This is a genomic window from Variovorax sp. LjRoot84, assembly GCF_964254305.1.
GTDB lineage: Bacteria > Pseudomonadota > Gammaproteobacteria > Burkholderiales > Burkholderiaceae_C > Variovorax.
The window spans coordinates 976,158-991,523 of sequence record NZ_CAXUTE020000002.1 but is presented as its reverse complement, the minus strand read 5'-3'; the positions used below and the strand labels follow the sequence as shown (position 1 = coordinate 991,523).

Here is a 15,366-nt window from a genome sequence, read left to right as displayed (position 1 = left end):
GTCAGTGCTCCCCCGGTGCCTCGGCCACCCACGCCGCCAGCGCGATGAGGATGCCCCAGCCGCCGAAGAGCGCGAGCGGCATCAGCGGCAGCCCCCAGAGCATGACCGGGCGGTCCCACAGCGTGAGCAGCGGCACGTTCAGCAGCAGCCAGCCCAGTGCGAAGAGGCCGAGCAGGCGTTGTGATCTCAAGCCTTGGAACATGGTGGCTCGCCTGAACTACAAGGCGTCGAGGTGGAAGCGTTGCCGCAGCACGCCGCGAAAGCGGCGCACGATGCCCAGTGCATCACGCAGCGCATCACGTTCCAGCGCACCCAGCTCGGACAGCCGAACATCATTGCCTGGCACTTGTCCGGCCTGCTTCTGACGCAGCTGATGCGTCAGCCTGAGCGCCATCAAGTAGTGCAGCGCGTCCAGCACGTCGCGCGCCAGGCCGGATTCGATCTGCTGTTGCTCGACCAGCAAGCGCAGCCGCGCGGCCGTGCCGTTGACGCGCAGGCGCCGCTGCAGCGCCAGCGCCCGCACGCCGTGCACGATCGGGAAGATGCCGATCTTTTTCAGATCCATTGTCTCGTCGTCGTGACGTGCGGTGAGCCTGCGCCACCATCCCGTCGGGTGGTCGAACAGATCGATCGCGCTGGCAAAGCGCGCGAGGAAGACGTCCGCGCTGTCGAGGACGCGCTCCAGATGCCGGCGTGCCTCCTGCAGAAGCCCTGCGTCGCCGGCCACTGACTTGCTGTCAATGAAGATGGCGAGTCGCATCGGGCCCTCGGGGTCGGATCCGTATACCCAGTCGCGCAGCGACTCCTTGAAGCCGGCCAGCGGCTGCCGCCAGAGCGGGTTGGTCAGCATGATCTGCCCGGCGCAGGGGGGATAGCCCAGCTCGGCCAGCGCGGCATTGAACTGCGTGGCGATGGCCTCGAGATCGGGACACGCGAAGCCGTCGCGCAGCAGCAGCGCGTTGTCCTGGTCGGTCTTGATGATCTGCTCGTCGCGGCCCTCGCTGCCCATGACCACCAGACAGCTGTTGGCCACCAGATCGGGTGGCGCCAGCAACGACCACAAGCGCGCGAAGAGGCGCGCGTTGAGCTCCCCCACGAGCCGCGCGATGCGCTCGATCTTGATGCCGCCCTCGTGCAGCAGCGAGACCATGGTGTCGATGCGCGCGGCTGCGGCCGCCAGTTCGGCCACATTGGCGGCTTCGTCGATCTGCAGCGCGGCGATCTGCGAATGGTTGGCGACGAAGCTCACCAGGTCGAGCTGGTCCAGCAGGCCGAGCACGGTGTCGCCGTCGCGCACCAGCAGGCGGTGCACCCGGTGGCGCGCCATCAGCCACAGCGCCTCGAAGAGGTCCGCGTCGGGGTGGATCTCGACCAGGCCGAAGCGGGCCACCTCGCGGACCGCCAGCTCGGCCGGGGCCTCAGGACGCAGCAGCGCATCGCGCAGGTCGGCGGTGGTGAAGATGCCCAGGCGATGGCCGTCCCGCACCAGCGCGTCGCGCAGCCCCTGCTGCGACAGCACCCGGCACACCGACACCAGGTCGAGCCCGCCATCGACGTAGCAGGCCTTGCGCACATGGGCGTCGCGCACGCGCGCAGTGAGGAGCGAGAGCATCTCGCGCTGGGTTTCGACTGCGCGCAGTTCCGTCATGGTGCGGGGCACAAAAAATGAACGGGCCGGTAGACAGTGTGCCTGCCTACCGGCCCGTCCACTACCCGCTCAATGCCCGCTGGCGCCGGACGCCCCGATGCCGGTTTCCGAGCGCACCTGCTGGGCCAGGAAGCCGCGCTTGTCAACGTCGCCGCGCGCGCTGGAATCCAGCAGCGAGAAGATCCAGATGCCGAGGAATCCGATCGTCATCGAGAACAGGCACGGCGAGGCGTACGGGAAGAACGCGGAGCCCTTCGGATAGCCCAGCGTCGCCTCCCACACGGAGGGCGAGACGATCGTCAGCGCAACCGACGAGACCAGCCCGAGGAAGCCGCCGATCACCGCGCCGCGCGTGGTGCAGCCCTTCCACAGCACCGACATGAACAGCACCGGGAAATTGGCCGACGCGGCGATGGCGAACGCCAGCGACACCATGAAGGCGATGTTCTGCTTCTCGAACACGATGCCGAGCAGCACCGCCAGCACGCCGAGCGCGACGGTGGTGATGCGCGAGACGCGCAATTCCGAGGCGCTGTCGGCCTTGCCGCTCTTGACTACCGTCGCATACAGGTCGTGCGACACCGCCGAGGCGCCCGACAGCGTCAGGCCGGCAACGACCGCGAGGATGGTTGCGAAGGCCACCGCCGAGATGAAGCCGAGGAACACGTTGCCGCCCACCGCATTGGCGAGATGAATCGCCGCCATGTTGCCGCCGCCGATCAGCACGCCCTGGGCGTCGACGAACTGGGGGTTGGTGAGCACGAAGGTGATGGCGCCGAAGCCGATGATGAAGGTCAGCAGGTAGAAGTAGCCGATCCAGCCGGTGGCCCACATGACCGACTTGCGCGCTTCCTTGGCGCTGGGCACGGTGAAGAAGCGCATCAGGATGTGCGGCAGACCGGCGGTGCCGAACATCAGCGCCATGCCGAAGGAGATGGCCGAGATCGGGTCCTTGACGAAGTTGCCGGGACCCATGATCGACTGGCCGATGGCCGCGGCCGCCTCCGCAGTCTTGCCGTCCTTGAGCGCCAGGTCGGTCTTGACCTTCACGGCACCGGCGAACATCGCTTCGGGGCTGAAGCCGAAGTGCCACAGCACCGACAGCGCCATGAAGCTGGCGCCGCCCAGCAGCAGGCAGGCCTTGATGATCTGGACCCAGGTCGTGGCGGTCATGCCGCCGAAGAGCACGTAGACCATCATCAGCGAGCCGACGATGGCAACGGCGATCCAGTATTCGAGGCCGAACAGCAGTTTGATCAGTTGGCCCGCACCGACCATCTGGGCAATCAGGTAGAAGGCCACGACGACCAGCGTGCCCGAGGCGGCGAAGATGCGCACCGGTGCCTGCTTGAAGCGGAACGCGGCCACGTCGGCAAAGGTGAACTTGCCCAGGTTGCGCAGCCGCTCGGCCATCAGGAAGGTGATCACTGGCCAGCCGACGAGAAAGCCGATCGAGTAGATCAGGCCGTCGTAGCCGGCCGCCATCACGGCCGCCGAGATGCCGAGGAACGATGCCGCCGACATGTAGTCGCCGGCGATCGCCAGGCCGTTCTGAAAGCCGGTGATGCCACCGCCGGCGGTGTAGAAATCCGCCGCCGACTTGGTCTTGGACGCGGCCCACTTGGTGATGAACAGCGTGCCGAGGACGAACAGCCCGAACATGCCGATGGCCGTCCAGTTCGTCGCCTGCTTTTGCGCCTGGCCGAGATCGGCGCCGGCCGCATAGACGGTCGCGGACGCGGCAACCAGGGCGGCGAGCGCCAGTGCCCGGCGTGCGACCAGGGAGAAGGCCTTCATTTGAGCACCGCCTTTGCGACGGCGTCCGACAGGGTGTCGAACTCGGCATTGGCGCGTCTGACGTAATAGGCGGTGATCGCAATGGTGAACACGATGACGCCGAAGCCGATCGGGATGCCCAAGGTCATGACGCCTTCGCCCAGGCGCTGGGCGAGGAAAGGCTTGTTGAAAGCCACGAGCAGCACGAAGCCGTAATACGCGATCAGCATCAGTGCCGTCAGTGTCCAGCCGAAGCGCGTGCGCTTGGCCCTCAACTCCTGATACTGGGGATGGCCGGCGATGCGTGCAACCAGGTCGTCTTCCATGGAGGTCTCCTCGAAGGGTGGATTGGCTTCGGCGATTGGACGCGGTGCGACGGCGCACGCAGTTGCGCTAGCGCAAGGTTTGCAACCGCCATGTCGTCGACGATGCGGAACCCGCCCGAACCCAACAGGAGCTACGCATGAGCACGCAGGACAACGCCCAGCATTCCAAGCATTATCCGCCGCCGGAGGCCCTGGCGCGCGCGGCCCACGTCGCGGGCCGCGCGGCCTATGACGCGCTCGTGGCCGAGGCGCAAGCCGACTATGAGGGCTACTGGGCGCGCCTGGCGCGCGAGTTCGTGCAGTGGAAGACACCCTTCACGACGGTGCTCGAGAGCGCAAAGGCGCCGCATTACGAATGGTTCGGTGACGGTACTTTGAACGTCTCGTACAACTGCCTGGACCGGCAGGTCGCCGCCGGCCTCGGCGAGAAGACCGCGATCATCTTTGAAGCCGACGACGGCAAGGTCACGCGCACGAGCTACGCCGAAATGCTGGCGCGGACCTGCCGCATGGCCAATGCGCTGAAGAGCCTGGGCGTGAAAAAGGGTGACCGCGTGGTCATTTACATGCCCATGTCGGTCGAAGCCGTGGTGGCCATGCAGGCCTGCGCGCGCCTGGGGGCGGTGCATTCCGTGGTCTTCGGCGGCTTTTCGGCGCATTCGCTGCGCGACCGCATTGCCGATACCGGCGCAGTGGTCCTCGTCACCGCCGATGAGCAGATGCGCGGCGGCAAGGCACTGCCGTTGAAGGCGCTGGCCGATGAAGCCCTGGCGCTCGGCGGCTGCGAAACGGTGCGCGAGGTGATCGTCTACCGCCGCACCGGCGGCGCGATCGCCTGGCAGGCGCGCGACCTGTGGATGCACGAGATCATGGATGCGCAGTCCGACACCTGCGAACCCGAATGGGTGGGTGCCGAGCATCCGCTGTTCCTGCTCTACACCTCGGGCTCCACCGGCAAGCCCAAGGGCGTGCAGCACAGCAGCGGCGGCTACCTGGTGCAGGCCGCGGCGACGATGAAGTGGACCTTCGACATGCACGACGACGATGTGTTCTGGTGCACGGCCGACATCGGCTGGGTCACCGGCCACACCTACATCACTTATGGGCCGCTGGCCATCGGCGCGACCGAGGTGGTGTTCGAAGGCGTGCCGACTTATCCCGATGCCGCCCGCTTCTGGAAGATGATCGAAAGGCACAAGGTGACGGTGTTCTATACCGCGCCGACCGCCATCCGTTCGCTGATCAAGGCGGCGGAGGCAAACGCCGCCGTGCACCCGGACAGGCACGACCTGACGAGCCTGCGCATCCTCGGCTCGGTCGGCGAGCCGATCAACCCGGCGGCCTGGGAGTGGTATCACAAGCACGTGGGGGGCGGCCGCTGTCCGATCGTCGACACCTGGTGGCAGACCGAAACCGGCGGCCAGATGATCACCCCGCTGCCGGGCGCCACGGCGCTGGTGCCGGGCTCCTGCACGCTGCCGTTCCCCGGCATCATGGCCGCGATCGTCGACGAGACCGGCGGCGACCTGCCCAACGGGCAGAGCGGCCTCCTGGTCATCCAGAAGCCCTGGCCCGGCATGATCCGCACGATCTGGGGCGACGATGCCCGCTACCAATCGAGCTACTACCCGCCCGAACTGCGGGGCTACTATCTCGCGGGCGACGGCGCGGCGCGCGATCCGGAAACGGGTTACTTCACGATCGGAGGTCGCATCGACGACGTGCTGAACGTCAGCGGCCATCGCATGGGCACGATGGAAATCGAGTCGGCGCTGGTGTCGTGCACCGATCTCGTTGCCGAAGCGGCGGTGGTTGGCCGGCCGGACGACACGAGCGGCGAGGCCATCTGTGCTTTCATCGTGCTCAAGCGCCCGAGGCCGACGGGCGAAGAGGCGAGGAAGCTGGCGATCGAACTGCGCAACTGGGTCGGCAAGGAGATCGGGCCGATCGCCAAGCCCAAGGACATCCGCTTCGCCGACAACCTGCCGAAGACGCGCAGCGGCAAGATCATGCGCCGCCTGCTGCGTTCGGTGGCGAAGGGCGAGGCCATCACCCAGGACATCTCCACGCTGGAGAACCCGGCCATCCTGGACCAGTTGTCGGAGGCGCATTGAGCGGCATGCCGTGACGCGAATGGGAAGCCCCGCATCGGCGCTGCTGGCAGCATGCGTGCTGGCCGGCGCGCTGGCCGGCGCGCCCACGGCAAGCGCTCAATCGCGCGGCGAGCTGCTCTACGCGACCCATTGCATTGCCTGCCACACCACGCAGGTGCACTGGCGCGACAGGAAGCTGGCCACCGACTGGAATAGCCTCAAGCTGCAGGTGCGGCGCTGGCAAGCGGTGGCGGCGCTCGATTGGAGCGAACAGGATGTGCTTGAGGTCACGCGGCACCTGAACGACAGCTTCTATGGATTCAAGCCGGCATCCAATACGGTGGGCGTGCTGGTGCCAGCGGCACACAGGAGCCGCAACAGGCCGGCCTCGAACTGAGCCGGCCCCGTCAGGCGTTGCACATGGCGAAGCGCATCCTCATCATTCAGGGCCATCCCGATGGCTCCACCCCCCATCTATGCCATGCCCTGAGCGAGGCGTATGCGCAAGGGGCTCGCAGCGCGGGGCATGTGGTCGAGACGATCGATGTCGGCCAGCTCGACTTTCCTCTGTTGCGCAGCAAGAGCGACTGGGACAAGGGCACGCTGCCGCAGAGCCTGATGGCCTCCCAGCTGGCCATCAAGGATGCCGAGCATCTGGTCTTCTTCTTCCCGCTCTGGCTCGGTGGCATGCCGGCGTTGCTGAAGGGATTCATGGAGCAGGTCATGCGGCCGGCTGTCGGCTTGTTCGCCGATGGGGGGAGCAGGCCCGGCAGGCCGCTGAGCGGCCGCAGCGCGCGAATCGTGATCACGATGGGGATGCCTGCCATCCTCTACCGCTGGTACTTCCGTGCCCACAGCCTCAAGGCATTGAAGCGCAGCATCCTCGGCTTCGTCGGGGTCGCGCCGGTGCGCGACACCCTGATCGGCGCGGTCGAAGCGATGGACGCCGGCCGCCGCGCGCAATGGATGGAGCGGATGCACGATCTGGGGCACCGGGCCGCCTGAGGTCTCTCAACGCAACGGCTGGCTGCGCTGGCGCTGCGCGGGGAGCTGGACCGGCACGTAGGCCAGCCTTCTGTCGCGCATCACCAGCAGCGCGATCGTCTGGCCGGGCGGCATCTGCGCCAGCGTGCGGGCGAAATCGTCGACGCGCTCGAGCCGGGTGTCGTTGATGGCGACGATGAGGTCGCCTGAGCGGATGCCTTCGCTGCGTGCAGCGCCGGTAGCTTCGCGGACCAGCAGGCCGCCGTCGATGCGCAGCTGGTGGCGCAGCGCTGCCGGGACTTCGCTCAGGCTCAGCCCCAGGACGCCGCTGCGTTCACGCTCAACGTCGTTGCGCGCGAAAGTCTTGATCGGGGGCTGGTGGCCGAGGATGGCCCAGAGCGTGCGCTTTGTCCCATGGCGCCACACGTCCAGCCTGGTTTGGGCGCCGGCCGGGCGGTTCGATACTTGCTGCAGCAACTCGGAGAAATGCACGATCCGGACACCGTCGAACGCCCTGACGATGTCGCCTCGGAGCAGGCCGGCCGCCTGGGCGGGGCTGCCTGCATCCACCCGCACCACCAGGGCGCCGGCCACGTCGGGCAGCGCGAAAGACTGCGCCAGCGCGGGCGTCATCTCCTGGAACTCGGCGCCGAGTTGCGCGCGCTGAACCACGCCGACCGTGCGCAGCTGGGTGACGATCCTCATCGCCAGGTTGATAGGTACGGCAAAGGACAGCCCCATGTAGCCGCCGCTGCCGCTGTAGATCATCGAGTTGATGGCGACGACCTCGCCGCGGCCGTTGAACAAGGGGCTGCCTGAACTGCCGGGATTGATGGCGACGTCGGTCTGGATGAAGGGAATCTCGCCGCCACCGCCGATGAAGCGGTTCGTGGCGCTGACCACGCCCGTCGTCACGCTGCTATGGAATCCGAACGGCGCACCGATGGCGGCCACCCAGTCGCCCGGCGCCAGGTGCGAGGAGTCGCCGATGACGGCGACGGGCAGGCCGGCTGCGTCGATCTTCAGCAGCCCGACGTCGGTGCGTCTGTCGACACCGACCACGCGGGCCGAGAAGCGGCGGCCGTTGTCGAGGCGGACCTGCGCCTCGTCGACGTTGGCGATCACGTGCGCGCTGGTGAGGATCAGCCCGTCGCTCGTGAGAATCACGCCCGAGGCGAGGTCGCGGATCTCGCTGAGCCGCACGCTCGCTGGCAGCGGCCAGGCCAGGCGGTCGGCGAAATCGTTCTCGGGCGCGAATTCCAGCTCGATATCTTCGCGACCTTCGTCGCGCCCGATGCGCAGGGTACTGATGTCCACCACGGTGGCGCTGCGGCTCGCCACGAGCGACGAGAAGACAGGCGCGGCAGGCGCGGCCGGTGCGGCGACATCGCCCCCGGCGCTTGCCGCAGGCGTTGGCCCAAGGCTCGCGGCACACGCGCCGAGAAGGCACGCGAGTCCGAAGGCGGGAAGAAGGGCGGTGATCCGAAGCACGGGGCCGCTGGCTCAGGTGTCGACCGGCTCGTTGCGCACCAGCAGAACCGGCACGGGGCTGCTGCGTACCACCAGGTCGGCGTCGCTGCCCAGCGCCAGGCGGCTGAAGCCGCGGCGACCGTGCGTGCCCATGACGATCAGGTCGCAACCGGATTTCCCGGCCTCGTCCACCACGACATTTGCGACGCGGCCCTGCATGACTTCGCGCAAGACGGTCTCGGTCTCCACGCCTGCCTCGGTGGCAGTCTTGCGGCTCTTGGCCAGCAGCGCCTCGCCGTACGCACGAACTTCGCGCATCGTCGTCTCGAAGCTGGAGGCTGCCGCCATGTCCATCAGCATCGGAAGGTTGTCGATGACATGCAGCAGACGCAGTTTCCCCTTCTGCTCGGCGGCGAGCCGCATCGCTTCGCGCAAGCCACGCTCTGCAGTTGCACTGCCGTCCAGAGGGACCAGAATGTGTTGGTACATGGGGTGTTCCTTGCCGGCCGCATCAGGAGGGTGCTCGCCACCGGCCATGCGGGCGAGCAAACCATTCTTGGCCTGTGGCTCGCGTGGACCTTTGCGCCAGATCAATTTTCTAGGCGCACAGGCGTGCGCCCGCGCGACGCAGGCGCTGCTCCGCATCGTCGGCGATCGCCTGGATCTCCTTGGCGCTCGTCAGTCCGACCATGGTCTGCGGATTCAAAAAACCGACGATCACGCGTTCAGGTCCCTCTTCGCGCACCACCACATTGCACGGCAGCAGCAGACCGATGTCGGGTTCGGCTTGCAAGGCTCGGTGCGCGAGCCGCGGGTGGCAGGCGCCAAGGATGCGATACGGATGCGTTCTGATGTCGAGCTTGTCCTTCATCGTGCGCTGCATGTCGATGTCGCTGAGGACGCCGAAGCCTTCACCCCTGAGCGCATCAATGACCTTGGCCACGACCTCGTCGAAGGGTGCGTGGCTCAGCGTGATGGTGAAGCCGTACATGGAATATTTCGAGCAGTTGCAGATGCTTGGCTAGGTTGGACCGCGCGCATCGGTCCGACCGAGGCGACAAGTTGATCGTCTGCACGACCGATTCCTCTGCCTTGCACACGGGCGTGCCGCACCGCCGTGCCGAATGTCTGGAGGCGGGAGGCGCAGCTTCCGTCGTTGACCTCTTGCATGGTGAGCGCGATGCTCAGGATGGGAGCACGACCGATGATGCGGCCGATCTCGGCAACGGCATTGGGCGCACCGCGGCCGCCCATGACCGACACCACGGCTACATCGGGCAGGTGATCGCGTCGCCTCGTGACGAAGCTGCGCATCGGTCCGGCAAGTTGCAGTCCCCAGATGGGGGACACCAGCACCACCGTGTCGAAGTGCCTGGGCAGCGGGCCGTCATACCGAATCTCCGGACAGCGTCGGAACCGGGAATCGAGAAGACAACGCAAGTTCCCGAACGCGCCGCTGCGCGGGCGGACCTCCGCGATCTCGGCGACTTCCCAGCCTTGCTGATCGCGCAGAAGTTGCGCCACCCGGCGGGAAGTGCCCGTATAGGAATAGCTGACGACGAGAACTTTGGTCATGCTGTCTCCGCTGCGTTGATGCGTTGATGCGTAATCAATGTAGGAGTCAAACACGGCAGATGCCTTGCGCTGAATCAAGGGGCGAACGCGATGCGCGCGCCGTCCATTGCCTCTCGTCAAGCGCCGGATCGAAGTCTCCTGCCGCCGTGCCACCAGGCCAGATGGGCGCCGCGCGACGGCTCCCCCTGCGGCAGCATCTGTGCTGGCCGCTGCACCTGCGCGGCCTCTAGACTCTGCTCGTCGCTCAACGCCTTTCGACCGCGTGGTGTGACCTCTAGGGCGATGGCGGGATCCTGACGCGCGCAGTTGTCGCAGTCGACGTGGACGGCCGGAATGAATGCCTTGACGTATCCCATGGCGTCAAGCATCCGCAACCGGTCAATGAGGGCCTTGTCGGTAATGGTGAGCGGCAGCTTCGCGTCAGCGAGCATTCCCAAGAGATTCATGCACATCGCCGGATCTCCTTCAGTCTTGAAGCCAAGGAGCGAACGACGAAAGTGCTCGGTTGCCATGTCGGCTGCGCGACCTGGGCGCCTTTCCTGTTTCGCCCCGAACGCTTGACATGTTCCATCGTTGTGGCGTGCAGGTTGTTGCGCTGGATCAAGCTTCCAGCGTTCGAGCCGTCGACTGGGCGCGCTGCACATTGATCGCCGTCAAGGTGGGTGCACGAGAAGTGATCGAGGATGCGAACATCTTCGAAAGGATGACCCATGGACTTCAAGACCATCCTCGTCCACCTGGACCACACGGAGAGGTGTTCCGCCCGCGTCGCGTTCGCGGCCGGGCTCGCCAGGGCGCACGGCAGCCACCTGATCGGCCTCGTGCCGACTGGTTTGTACGACGGCGTCATTCCCGCGAATGCGATCCCACCGGGTGTCACCGACTTCATTGCCGAATCGGCGGACCATCTGCGCCGGCGCGCGGAGGCGATCAGCGAAAGTTTCAAGGTCCGGGTGTCCGGGCCGATTCCCGTGTCGCACGAGATTCGACTGACCGATGGGACGGCGGTCGATGCCATCGTGCAGCATGGTCGCTCGAGCGACCTGATCGTGCTAGGCCAGGAAGATCGCTCCGCGAGGTCGGACGCGCCGGCGCACGGCCTCGTGCCGCGCGTGATGCTGCAGGCCGGTCGTCCTGTGCTGGTCGTGCCCTACGCGGGAAGCGCCGAGCCGAAAGCGAAGAACGTGTTCGTCGCGTGGGATGGATCCCGCGCGTCGGCGGTGGCGATGCGCGCTGCGTTGCCGCTGCTAGCCAAGGCGCGCCAGGTGAAGCTCGTTTTCTGCCGCAGGCTCGGCGAGCCTCATGAGCCGGCGCGACTGCTTGTTGCCGAAACGCTCCAGTGGCTCCAGAGGCATGGCATCAAGGCGACGGCTGAGGAGGACGTGATCGAGATCGACATCGCCGCCGCGCTGCTTTCGCGGGCCTGCGATCTCGGCGCCGACCTGATGGTGATGGGCGGCTATGGCCACTCGCGCCTGCGCGAGATGGTGCTCGGCGGCGTCACGCAGCAGATCCTCGCGCATATGACCTTTCCAATCCTGATGGCGCATTGAGCGGGCGCGTGCGACAGCGCGGCCTTGAGTTGACGTGCATCAAGGTCGAGGGGCCGCCTGGCGCTGAAACTGATAGCGAACTCTTACCGCCCCACTCGAGTGATAGTCATGTACCAACGCATTCTGGTTCCCATCGATGGCAGCCCGACCTCCCTGCGTGGCCTGGATGAGGCCCTTCGTCTGGCCAAGCTCACGGGCGCGACGGTGAGGCTCGTCCACGTCGTGGACGAGCTGAAGTATGTGACCGGCTTCGAGACCTTCGCCGCCTACAGTTCGGACGTGGTCCCGCTGATGGAAGCAGCGGGCGAGCAGATTCTCCGGCAGGGGAGGGAGCGTGCGCAGCGCGCCGGAATCGAGGCGGAAACAGTGCTCTTCACCTCGCTTGCGGGTCGCGTATCGGAACTTGTCGCCGAGCAGGCGAGGGCCTGGAACGCCGAACTCATCGTGATCGGCACGCACGGCCGCCACGGCGTCGGGCGTGTGCTGCTGGGCAGCGATGCGGAGCAGGTACTGCGCATCTCACCGATCCCGGTGCTGCTGGTCAATGCCCACCAGGCAGACGGCGAAGCAAGCCGCGCAGCGGCGCCGCACGAAACGGCCGAGGTGTGAGACGGGATGCGCCAGCCAGTGGCATTGGGGGCGGGCCCCAGGTCTCGCGATTGTCAACGCGCGCCTGCATTCTGCGGAAACCCCGGCCTTGCACCCGGAGGTGGAGCCGCAGATTGGCCTGCCGGCTGAACGGGCGGCGCGGCGGCAGGGCCATCCCGGCAAGAATCGGCTGTCCGAGGTGACCCGCAAAGCCCGATGCGGCGTGTCCGCGATCGGTTCCACGATTTTGGGGTACTGTTGTTGATCCCGGCTGCGCTGGCGGCTGCGTCGGCGATCGGCACACGGTCGCGGCTCGCAGGAACGTGGCAGCCGCACCGGGACGCGGCTGCTTCGTGATCGATGTGGCCCTTGATGCGCGTCAAGGCCGCCATCCGGTCCTGCGAAGAAACTGGGCGATGAGACCTTTCGCGCGTCGATGTTGAGCCAACAGCTTGCCATCGGGGCGACCGCCTCCTTCTTGTTCCTTCAAGCTGTCCAGGAGCCTGAGCATGCCCACAAAGATCGTCGATTTCTCCGCCCGGTCCAAAATCATTCGGGCTGAACCTTTCAATGCCCATTTCTGGGAGTGCACGCCCCTGGAATTCAAGGCCTATCTCGGGAAGCCGCGGGAGTTTCTCAGGAGGATGGGCATCGGGCTGCCGGCAGATTGCCGCATCGAAACTACCATAGAGAACCACGACTGGCTCGGCCAAGAGGCCCCCGATTTCGATGGCGAGAACGACACGGTCATCTGCAACGTGGGAAGTGGCAACGTCGCCCGCCACGTCTACCGTGTCATCAGCTACGCGCATGACAGGTCGGCGATCGGGGAGTTCGAGAAACAGTTGTTGCACAAGGCCAATCAGCAGCAGGTCAAGGAGAAGGTCAGACGCGGCAAGAAGCGCAAGGCGAAGTAGTCTCGGCCGATCCCACGTTCGGAACGGGTGGAGCCAGGCCATGGACACTGTTGGCATGAAGTCGCCGGATTCCGCGGCCGTCGCAGCAGACCGTACGCTGGTGACGGCGCTGCGCGAGCGCCTGCAGTCGGACACCGGCCAAGCGGTCTCGCTGGTGGAGACCCATATCTCCTGGGTGCTGCTGACCGCGCAGATGGCCTACAAGCTGAAGAAGCCCGTCTCCCTGGGTTTCGTCGACTTCAGCACGCTCGTGGCACGCAAGCACTTCTGCGAGGAGGAAGTGCGCCTCAACCGGCGGCTTGCGCCTTCGCTGTACCTCGGCGTGGTGCCGGTGACCGGCACCACGCAGGCTCCGCGCCTGGGTGCCGGCGATCCCATCGACTTCGTCGTCTGCATGCGGCGTTTTCCCGAGGATGCATTGCTGCAACGCCTGCTACCGGCCGGACGGCTGGAGGATGGCTGCCTTGAACAGTTCGCGCAACGGCTGGCTGCTTTCCACGCGCAGGCACAGATTGCCGCGCCGGCGTCCGAGCTCGGTGCTCCGGCCCAGGTGGGTCGCCCGGCAGTCGATGCATTGGCACGTCTGCGCGCCGATGGTGGCGCGAAGCGCACAAGAGATCTGCAGGCTTGGGTTTTCGAGCAACCTGAATCCGTGAGCTCAGTGACGAGCTGAGCGAGTCTGCTCGACTGTGATGCCCACTGCCACGAGATCGCGACCGATGATGCCCGCGCACACGGACGACGCCGGCAAGTTGGCTCCACGGGGCAAGTGGTTTGTGCCTTCGAACTTGGTTGGCGGCACATCACCGACGCCGCAACGTGCGTTGGACGCACGATTTTGGAATCCGTGGGGAGTAACAGGCGTCTTTGCGTCGCGCTATCCGCACGCGGCAAACAACTCGCCGTGTACGCGCGCGAAGGCCCTTGCTGCACGGTCATTGGCCCCCAGCCCGAGGATCAATTGCCGACCATGTTCGATGAGTCGCCCGGCGCGGTAAACGAGTTCCTGCATCACGGTCTTGATGCGCCGGCGCTTGGCCGCATGGCGCACCGGCGCATCCGGCCCATGCAGGCCGGCCTGGCCCATCAAGCGCAGGATGTTCATCGCCAACGCAGCCAGCTCGCACACGACGTAATTGGTGTCGAACTTGCCCGAGGGCAGCCGCTCCAGATCGAGGTCGGTCTTGAATTCGGAGTGGAACTGCTCATGCGTGCCGTGGTCGGCGTACAGCGCGATGACGGCTTTCGCATCGAACTGTTTGGCGCTCAGGCTCGTGCTCCAGCCCTCCAGCGTGAGCTTGGGCTCGATCAACAACTGGCCCTGCGCATCGATGGTGCGCTCGGTCAGGCGCAGCACGCGGCGCAGGGGCCGCTCGATGCCTTCGATCTCCAGCGCCTGTTCCCACAGCGTCACGCGTTTGCCCGCGCGGGGATGCTCCCAGAGCGTGGTGGCGTCGGCCTCAAGCCGCTCGGCCAGCGCCGCCACGTCGCTCGTGCGCGGGTTCCACTTGATCAGCCAGTTCAGCTGCGGCACGCCTGCGCGGTTGTACGACTCGATCTCGCGCATCAGCGCTGTGGAGTCGAAGCCCGCGTCCAGCCGCGCCAGGATCGGCGCCTTCGGACCGGCCGCACTCAGGCGCTGCGCCATCGGGATCACACGCTCGAAGTTGAATTGCGTCTCCGACGCCGAGTGCTGCACGCCCGGGCGCAGCGCCAGCTCCAGGCAGAACCCGTGCGAGCCGAGGTACGCCGCCAGCGGACAGTAGCCATCGACGCCTGCATAGGTACGGCCCACGCCGTCCTTGACAGTGCCGCCGTTGTCCATCGCGAAGGTGTCCACGTCCAGCGCCAGCCAGCCGCAAGGCAAGACGCCATAGTCGAGCCGCACGTCGGACAGCAGCGTCTCGATCAGCACTGGCAGGAAGTCAAACAGCTCGACAGCGCGGGCGTCCATGCGCTGGCGCAGCGTCGGGCTGGAGGGCAGCAGCTTGATGCCCAGCGCCTGCTTGAAGAAGGCATCGCCGCGGAAGTTCTCGATCGCATCGAAGTCCGACTTGCCTTGCACCAGCAGGCCCAGGTAGCTGCGCAGGATGTCGCTGTTGGCAACGCCACTTCTCACGGGCAATGCGGCATCGAGTTGCTTGAACACCGGTGCGAGTCGATTCAGATAATGACCCACCAGCGCCAGGCCGGCCACCGGCGTAAGGTCGTAGTCGAGTTGCTTGACGATGAAGGGGCGCATTCGAAAGATTCAGGGACTGCGTTTGCAACAGCAGCATGAACGCGCCGCACCTGTCTCGCGTTTACCAAACTACCTCGAATCACCCGCACCCGCAGGGTGAACCACTTTCGCTCGTGAGCTCACGGATCCAGGGAGCAAGGGAAGGCACTGCGCACGGCCTGGTTTGCGCGGCAGCGCAGCGGTGCGGTGCGCGA

Annotated in this window: 17 protein-coding genes; 7 read left to right on the top strand and 10 right to left on the bottom strand. The window is 66.2% G+C overall.

What is annotated here, in order from left to right; genetic code table 11:
* Position 1: 1 nt before the first annotated feature.
* The 4 genes from ACSQ9I_RS35415 to ACSQ9I_RS35400 form a co-directional block, all read right to left on the bottom strand.
* Positions 2-202: a hypothetical protein gene (locus tag ACSQ9I_RS35415; protein ID WP_093110173.1), complete on the bottom strand. Its 201-nt coding sequence runs from the start codon at positions 200-202 to the stop codon at positions 2-4.
* Between the two features lie 15 nt (positions 203-217).
* A complete protein-coding gene (locus ACSQ9I_RS35410) occupies positions 218-1,648 on the bottom strand; it encodes a putative nucleotidyltransferase substrate binding domain-containing protein (RefSeq protein WP_436316639.1) in 1,431 nt (476 codons plus the stop codon).
* Positions 1,649-1,717: 69 nt separating this feature from the next.
* On the bottom strand, positions 1,718-3,445 hold the full coding sequence (locus ACSQ9I_RS35405) for a cation acetate symporter (RefSeq protein WP_436294600.1): 1,728 nt from the start codon (positions 3,443-3,445) through the stop codon (positions 1,718-1,720).
* Positions 3,442-3,750: a DUF485 domain-containing protein gene (locus ACSQ9I_RS35400; protein ID WP_093110171.1), complete on the bottom strand. Its 309-nt coding sequence runs from the start codon at positions 3,748-3,750 to the stop codon at positions 3,442-3,444. Before ACSQ9I_RS35400 ends, ACSQ9I_RS35405 begins: the two co-directional genes overlap by 4 nt.
* Positions 3,751-3,887: 137 nt before the next feature.
* Here ACSQ9I_RS35400 and acs point away from each other — a divergent pair, with 137 nt between their 5' ends.
* From acs to ACSQ9I_RS35385, 3 genes are read left to right on the top strand one after another with little or no spacing between them, the layout of a single operon-like run.
* Entirely contained in the window at positions 3,888-5,864 is a 1,977-nt protein-coding gene (gene acs, locus ACSQ9I_RS35395) for an acetate--CoA ligase (RefSeq protein ID WP_436316638.1), read from the top strand.
* A gap of 19 nt (positions 5,865-5,883) precedes the next feature.
* Positions 5,884-6,240, top strand: a complete 357-nt coding sequence (locus ACSQ9I_RS35390; protein WP_436316637.1) for a c-type cytochrome — start codon at positions 5,884-5,886, stop codon at positions 6,238-6,240.
* Positions 6,241-6,263: 23 nt separating this feature from the next.
* On the top strand, positions 6,264-6,848 hold the full coding sequence (locus ACSQ9I_RS35385; RefSeq protein WP_436316636.1) for an NAD(P)H-dependent oxidoreductase: 585 nt from the start codon (positions 6,264-6,266) through the stop codon (positions 6,846-6,848).
* Between the two features lie 6 nt (positions 6,849-6,854).
* Here ACSQ9I_RS35385 and ACSQ9I_RS35380 read toward each other — a convergent pair whose 3' ends face one another.
* From ACSQ9I_RS35380 to ACSQ9I_RS35360, 5 genes are all read right to left on the bottom strand, one after another.
* A complete protein-coding gene (locus ACSQ9I_RS35380) occupies positions 6,855-8,144 on the bottom strand; it encodes a trypsin-like peptidase domain-containing protein (RefSeq protein ID WP_436316635.1) in 1,290 nt (429 codons plus the stop codon).
* A 186-nt stretch (positions 8,145-8,330) separates the two neighbouring features.
* Positions 8,331-8,846: a universal stress protein gene (locus ACSQ9I_RS35375; protein ID WP_436316634.1), complete on the bottom strand. Its 516-nt coding sequence runs from the start codon at positions 8,844-8,846 to the stop codon at positions 8,331-8,333.
* 49 nt (positions 8,847-8,895) lie between these two features.
* Positions 8,896-9,288 (bottom strand): DUF302 domain-containing protein, encoded by a 393-nt coding sequence (locus ACSQ9I_RS35370; protein WP_436316633.1) that lies wholly within the window; start codon positions 9,286-9,288, stop codon positions 8,896-8,898.
* Positions 9,264-9,872 (bottom strand): flavodoxin family protein, encoded by a 609-nt coding sequence (locus ACSQ9I_RS35365; RefSeq protein WP_436316632.1) that lies wholly within the window; start codon positions 9,870-9,872, stop codon positions 9,264-9,266. The genes ACSQ9I_RS35370 and ACSQ9I_RS35365 overlap by 25 nt, the downstream gene beginning before the upstream one ends.
* A gap of 116 nt (positions 9,873-9,988) precedes the next feature.
* Positions 9,989-10,384 carry a hypothetical protein gene (locus ACSQ9I_RS35360; protein ID WP_436316631.1) on the bottom strand — a complete coding sequence of 132 codons (396 nt, stop codon included), beginning with the start codon at positions 10,382-10,384 and terminating at the stop codon, positions 9,989-9,991.
* A gap of 198 nt (positions 10,385-10,582) precedes the next feature.
* On the opposite strand from ACSQ9I_RS35360, the gene ACSQ9I_RS35355 reads away from it, so the two are divergent.
* The 4 genes from ACSQ9I_RS35355 to ACSQ9I_RS35340 all read left to right on the top strand — a co-directional run bounded on the left by ACSQ9I_RS35355 (position 10,583) and on the right by ACSQ9I_RS35340 (position 13,603).
* Entirely contained in the window at positions 10,583-11,425 is an 843-nt protein-coding gene (locus ACSQ9I_RS35355) for a universal stress protein (RefSeq protein ID WP_436316630.1), read from the top strand.
* A gap of 108 nt (positions 11,426-11,533) precedes the next feature.
* Positions 11,534-12,034 carry a universal stress protein gene (locus tag ACSQ9I_RS35350; protein ID WP_436316629.1) on the top strand — a complete coding sequence of 167 codons (501 nt, stop codon included), beginning with the start codon at positions 11,534-11,536 and terminating at the stop codon, positions 12,032-12,034.
* A 488-nt stretch (positions 12,035-12,522) separates the two neighbouring features.
* Positions 12,523-12,930, top strand: a complete 408-nt coding sequence (locus tag ACSQ9I_RS35345) for a hypothetical protein (RefSeq protein WP_436316628.1) — start codon at positions 12,523-12,525, stop codon at positions 12,928-12,930.
* Positions 12,931-12,970: 40 nt separating this feature from the next.
* Positions 12,971-13,603: a hypothetical protein gene (locus ACSQ9I_RS35340; protein WP_436316627.1), complete on the top strand. Its 633-nt coding sequence runs from the start codon at positions 12,971-12,973 to the stop codon at positions 13,601-13,603.
* 204 nt (positions 13,604-13,807) lie between these two features.
* On the opposite strand, the gene ACSQ9I_RS35335 is transcribed toward ACSQ9I_RS35340, so the two are convergent.
* Positions 13,808-15,172 (bottom strand): IS1380 family transposase, encoded by a 1,365-nt coding sequence (locus ACSQ9I_RS35335; protein ID WP_436298218.1) that lies wholly within the window; start codon positions 15,170-15,172, stop codon positions 13,808-13,810.
* Positions 15,173-15,366: the final 194 nt, after the last annotated feature.

Excerpts from the sequence above, each read along its gene's own strand:
- ACSQ9I_RS35415 (WP_093110173.1), bottom strand. The coding sequence starts at position 202 with ATGTTCCAAGGCTTGAGATCACAACGCCTGCTCGGCCTCTTCGCACTG.
- ACSQ9I_RS35410 (WP_436316639.1), bottom strand. The coding sequence starts at position 1,648 with ATGACGGAACTGCGCGCAGTCGAAACCCAGCGCGAGATGCTCTCGCTC.
- ACSQ9I_RS35405 (WP_436294600.1), bottom strand. The coding sequence starts at position 3,445 with ATGAAGGCCTTCTCCCTGGTCGCACGCCGGGCACTGGCGCTCGCCGCC.
- ACSQ9I_RS35400 (WP_093110171.1), bottom strand. The coding sequence starts at position 3,750 with ATGGAAGACGACCTGGTTGCACGCATCGCCGGCCATCCCCAGTATCAG.
- acs (WP_436316638.1), top strand. The coding sequence starts at position 3,888 with ATGAGCACGCAGGACAACGCCCAGCATTCCAAGCATTATCCGCCGCCG.
- ACSQ9I_RS35390 (WP_436316637.1), top strand. The coding sequence starts at position 5,884 with ATGGGAAGCCCCGCATCGGCGCTGCTGGCAGCATGCGTGCTGGCCGGC.
- ACSQ9I_RS35385 (WP_436316636.1), top strand. The coding sequence starts at position 6,264 with ATGGCGAAGCGCATCCTCATCATTCAGGGCCATCCCGATGGCTCCACC.
- ACSQ9I_RS35370 (WP_436316633.1), bottom strand. The coding sequence starts at position 9,288 with ATGTACGGCTTCACCATCACGCTGAGCCACGCACCCTTCGACGAGGTC.
- ACSQ9I_RS35365 (WP_436316632.1), bottom strand. The coding sequence starts at position 9,872 with ATGACCAAAGTTCTCGTCGTCAGCTATTCCTATACGGGCACTTCCCGC.
- ACSQ9I_RS35360 (WP_436316631.1), bottom strand. The coding sequence starts at position 10,384 with ATGGCAACCGAGCACTTTCGTCGTTCGCTCCTTGGCTTCAAGACTGAA.
- ACSQ9I_RS35355 (WP_436316630.1), top strand. The coding sequence starts at position 10,583 with ATGGACTTCAAGACCATCCTCGTCCACCTGGACCACACGGAGAGGTGT.
- ACSQ9I_RS35350 (WP_436316629.1), top strand. The coding sequence starts at position 11,534 with ATGTACCAACGCATTCTGGTTCCCATCGATGGCAGCCCGACCTCCCTG.
- ACSQ9I_RS35345 (WP_436316628.1), top strand. The coding sequence starts at position 12,523 with ATGCCCACAAAGATCGTCGATTTCTCCGCCCGGTCCAAAATCATTCGG.
- ACSQ9I_RS35340 (WP_436316627.1), top strand. The coding sequence starts at position 12,971 with ATGGACACTGTTGGCATGAAGTCGCCGGATTCCGCGGCCGTCGCAGCA.
- ACSQ9I_RS35335 (WP_436298218.1), bottom strand. The coding sequence starts at position 15,172 with ATGCGCCCCTTCATCGTCAAGCAACTCGACTACGACCTTACGCCGGTG.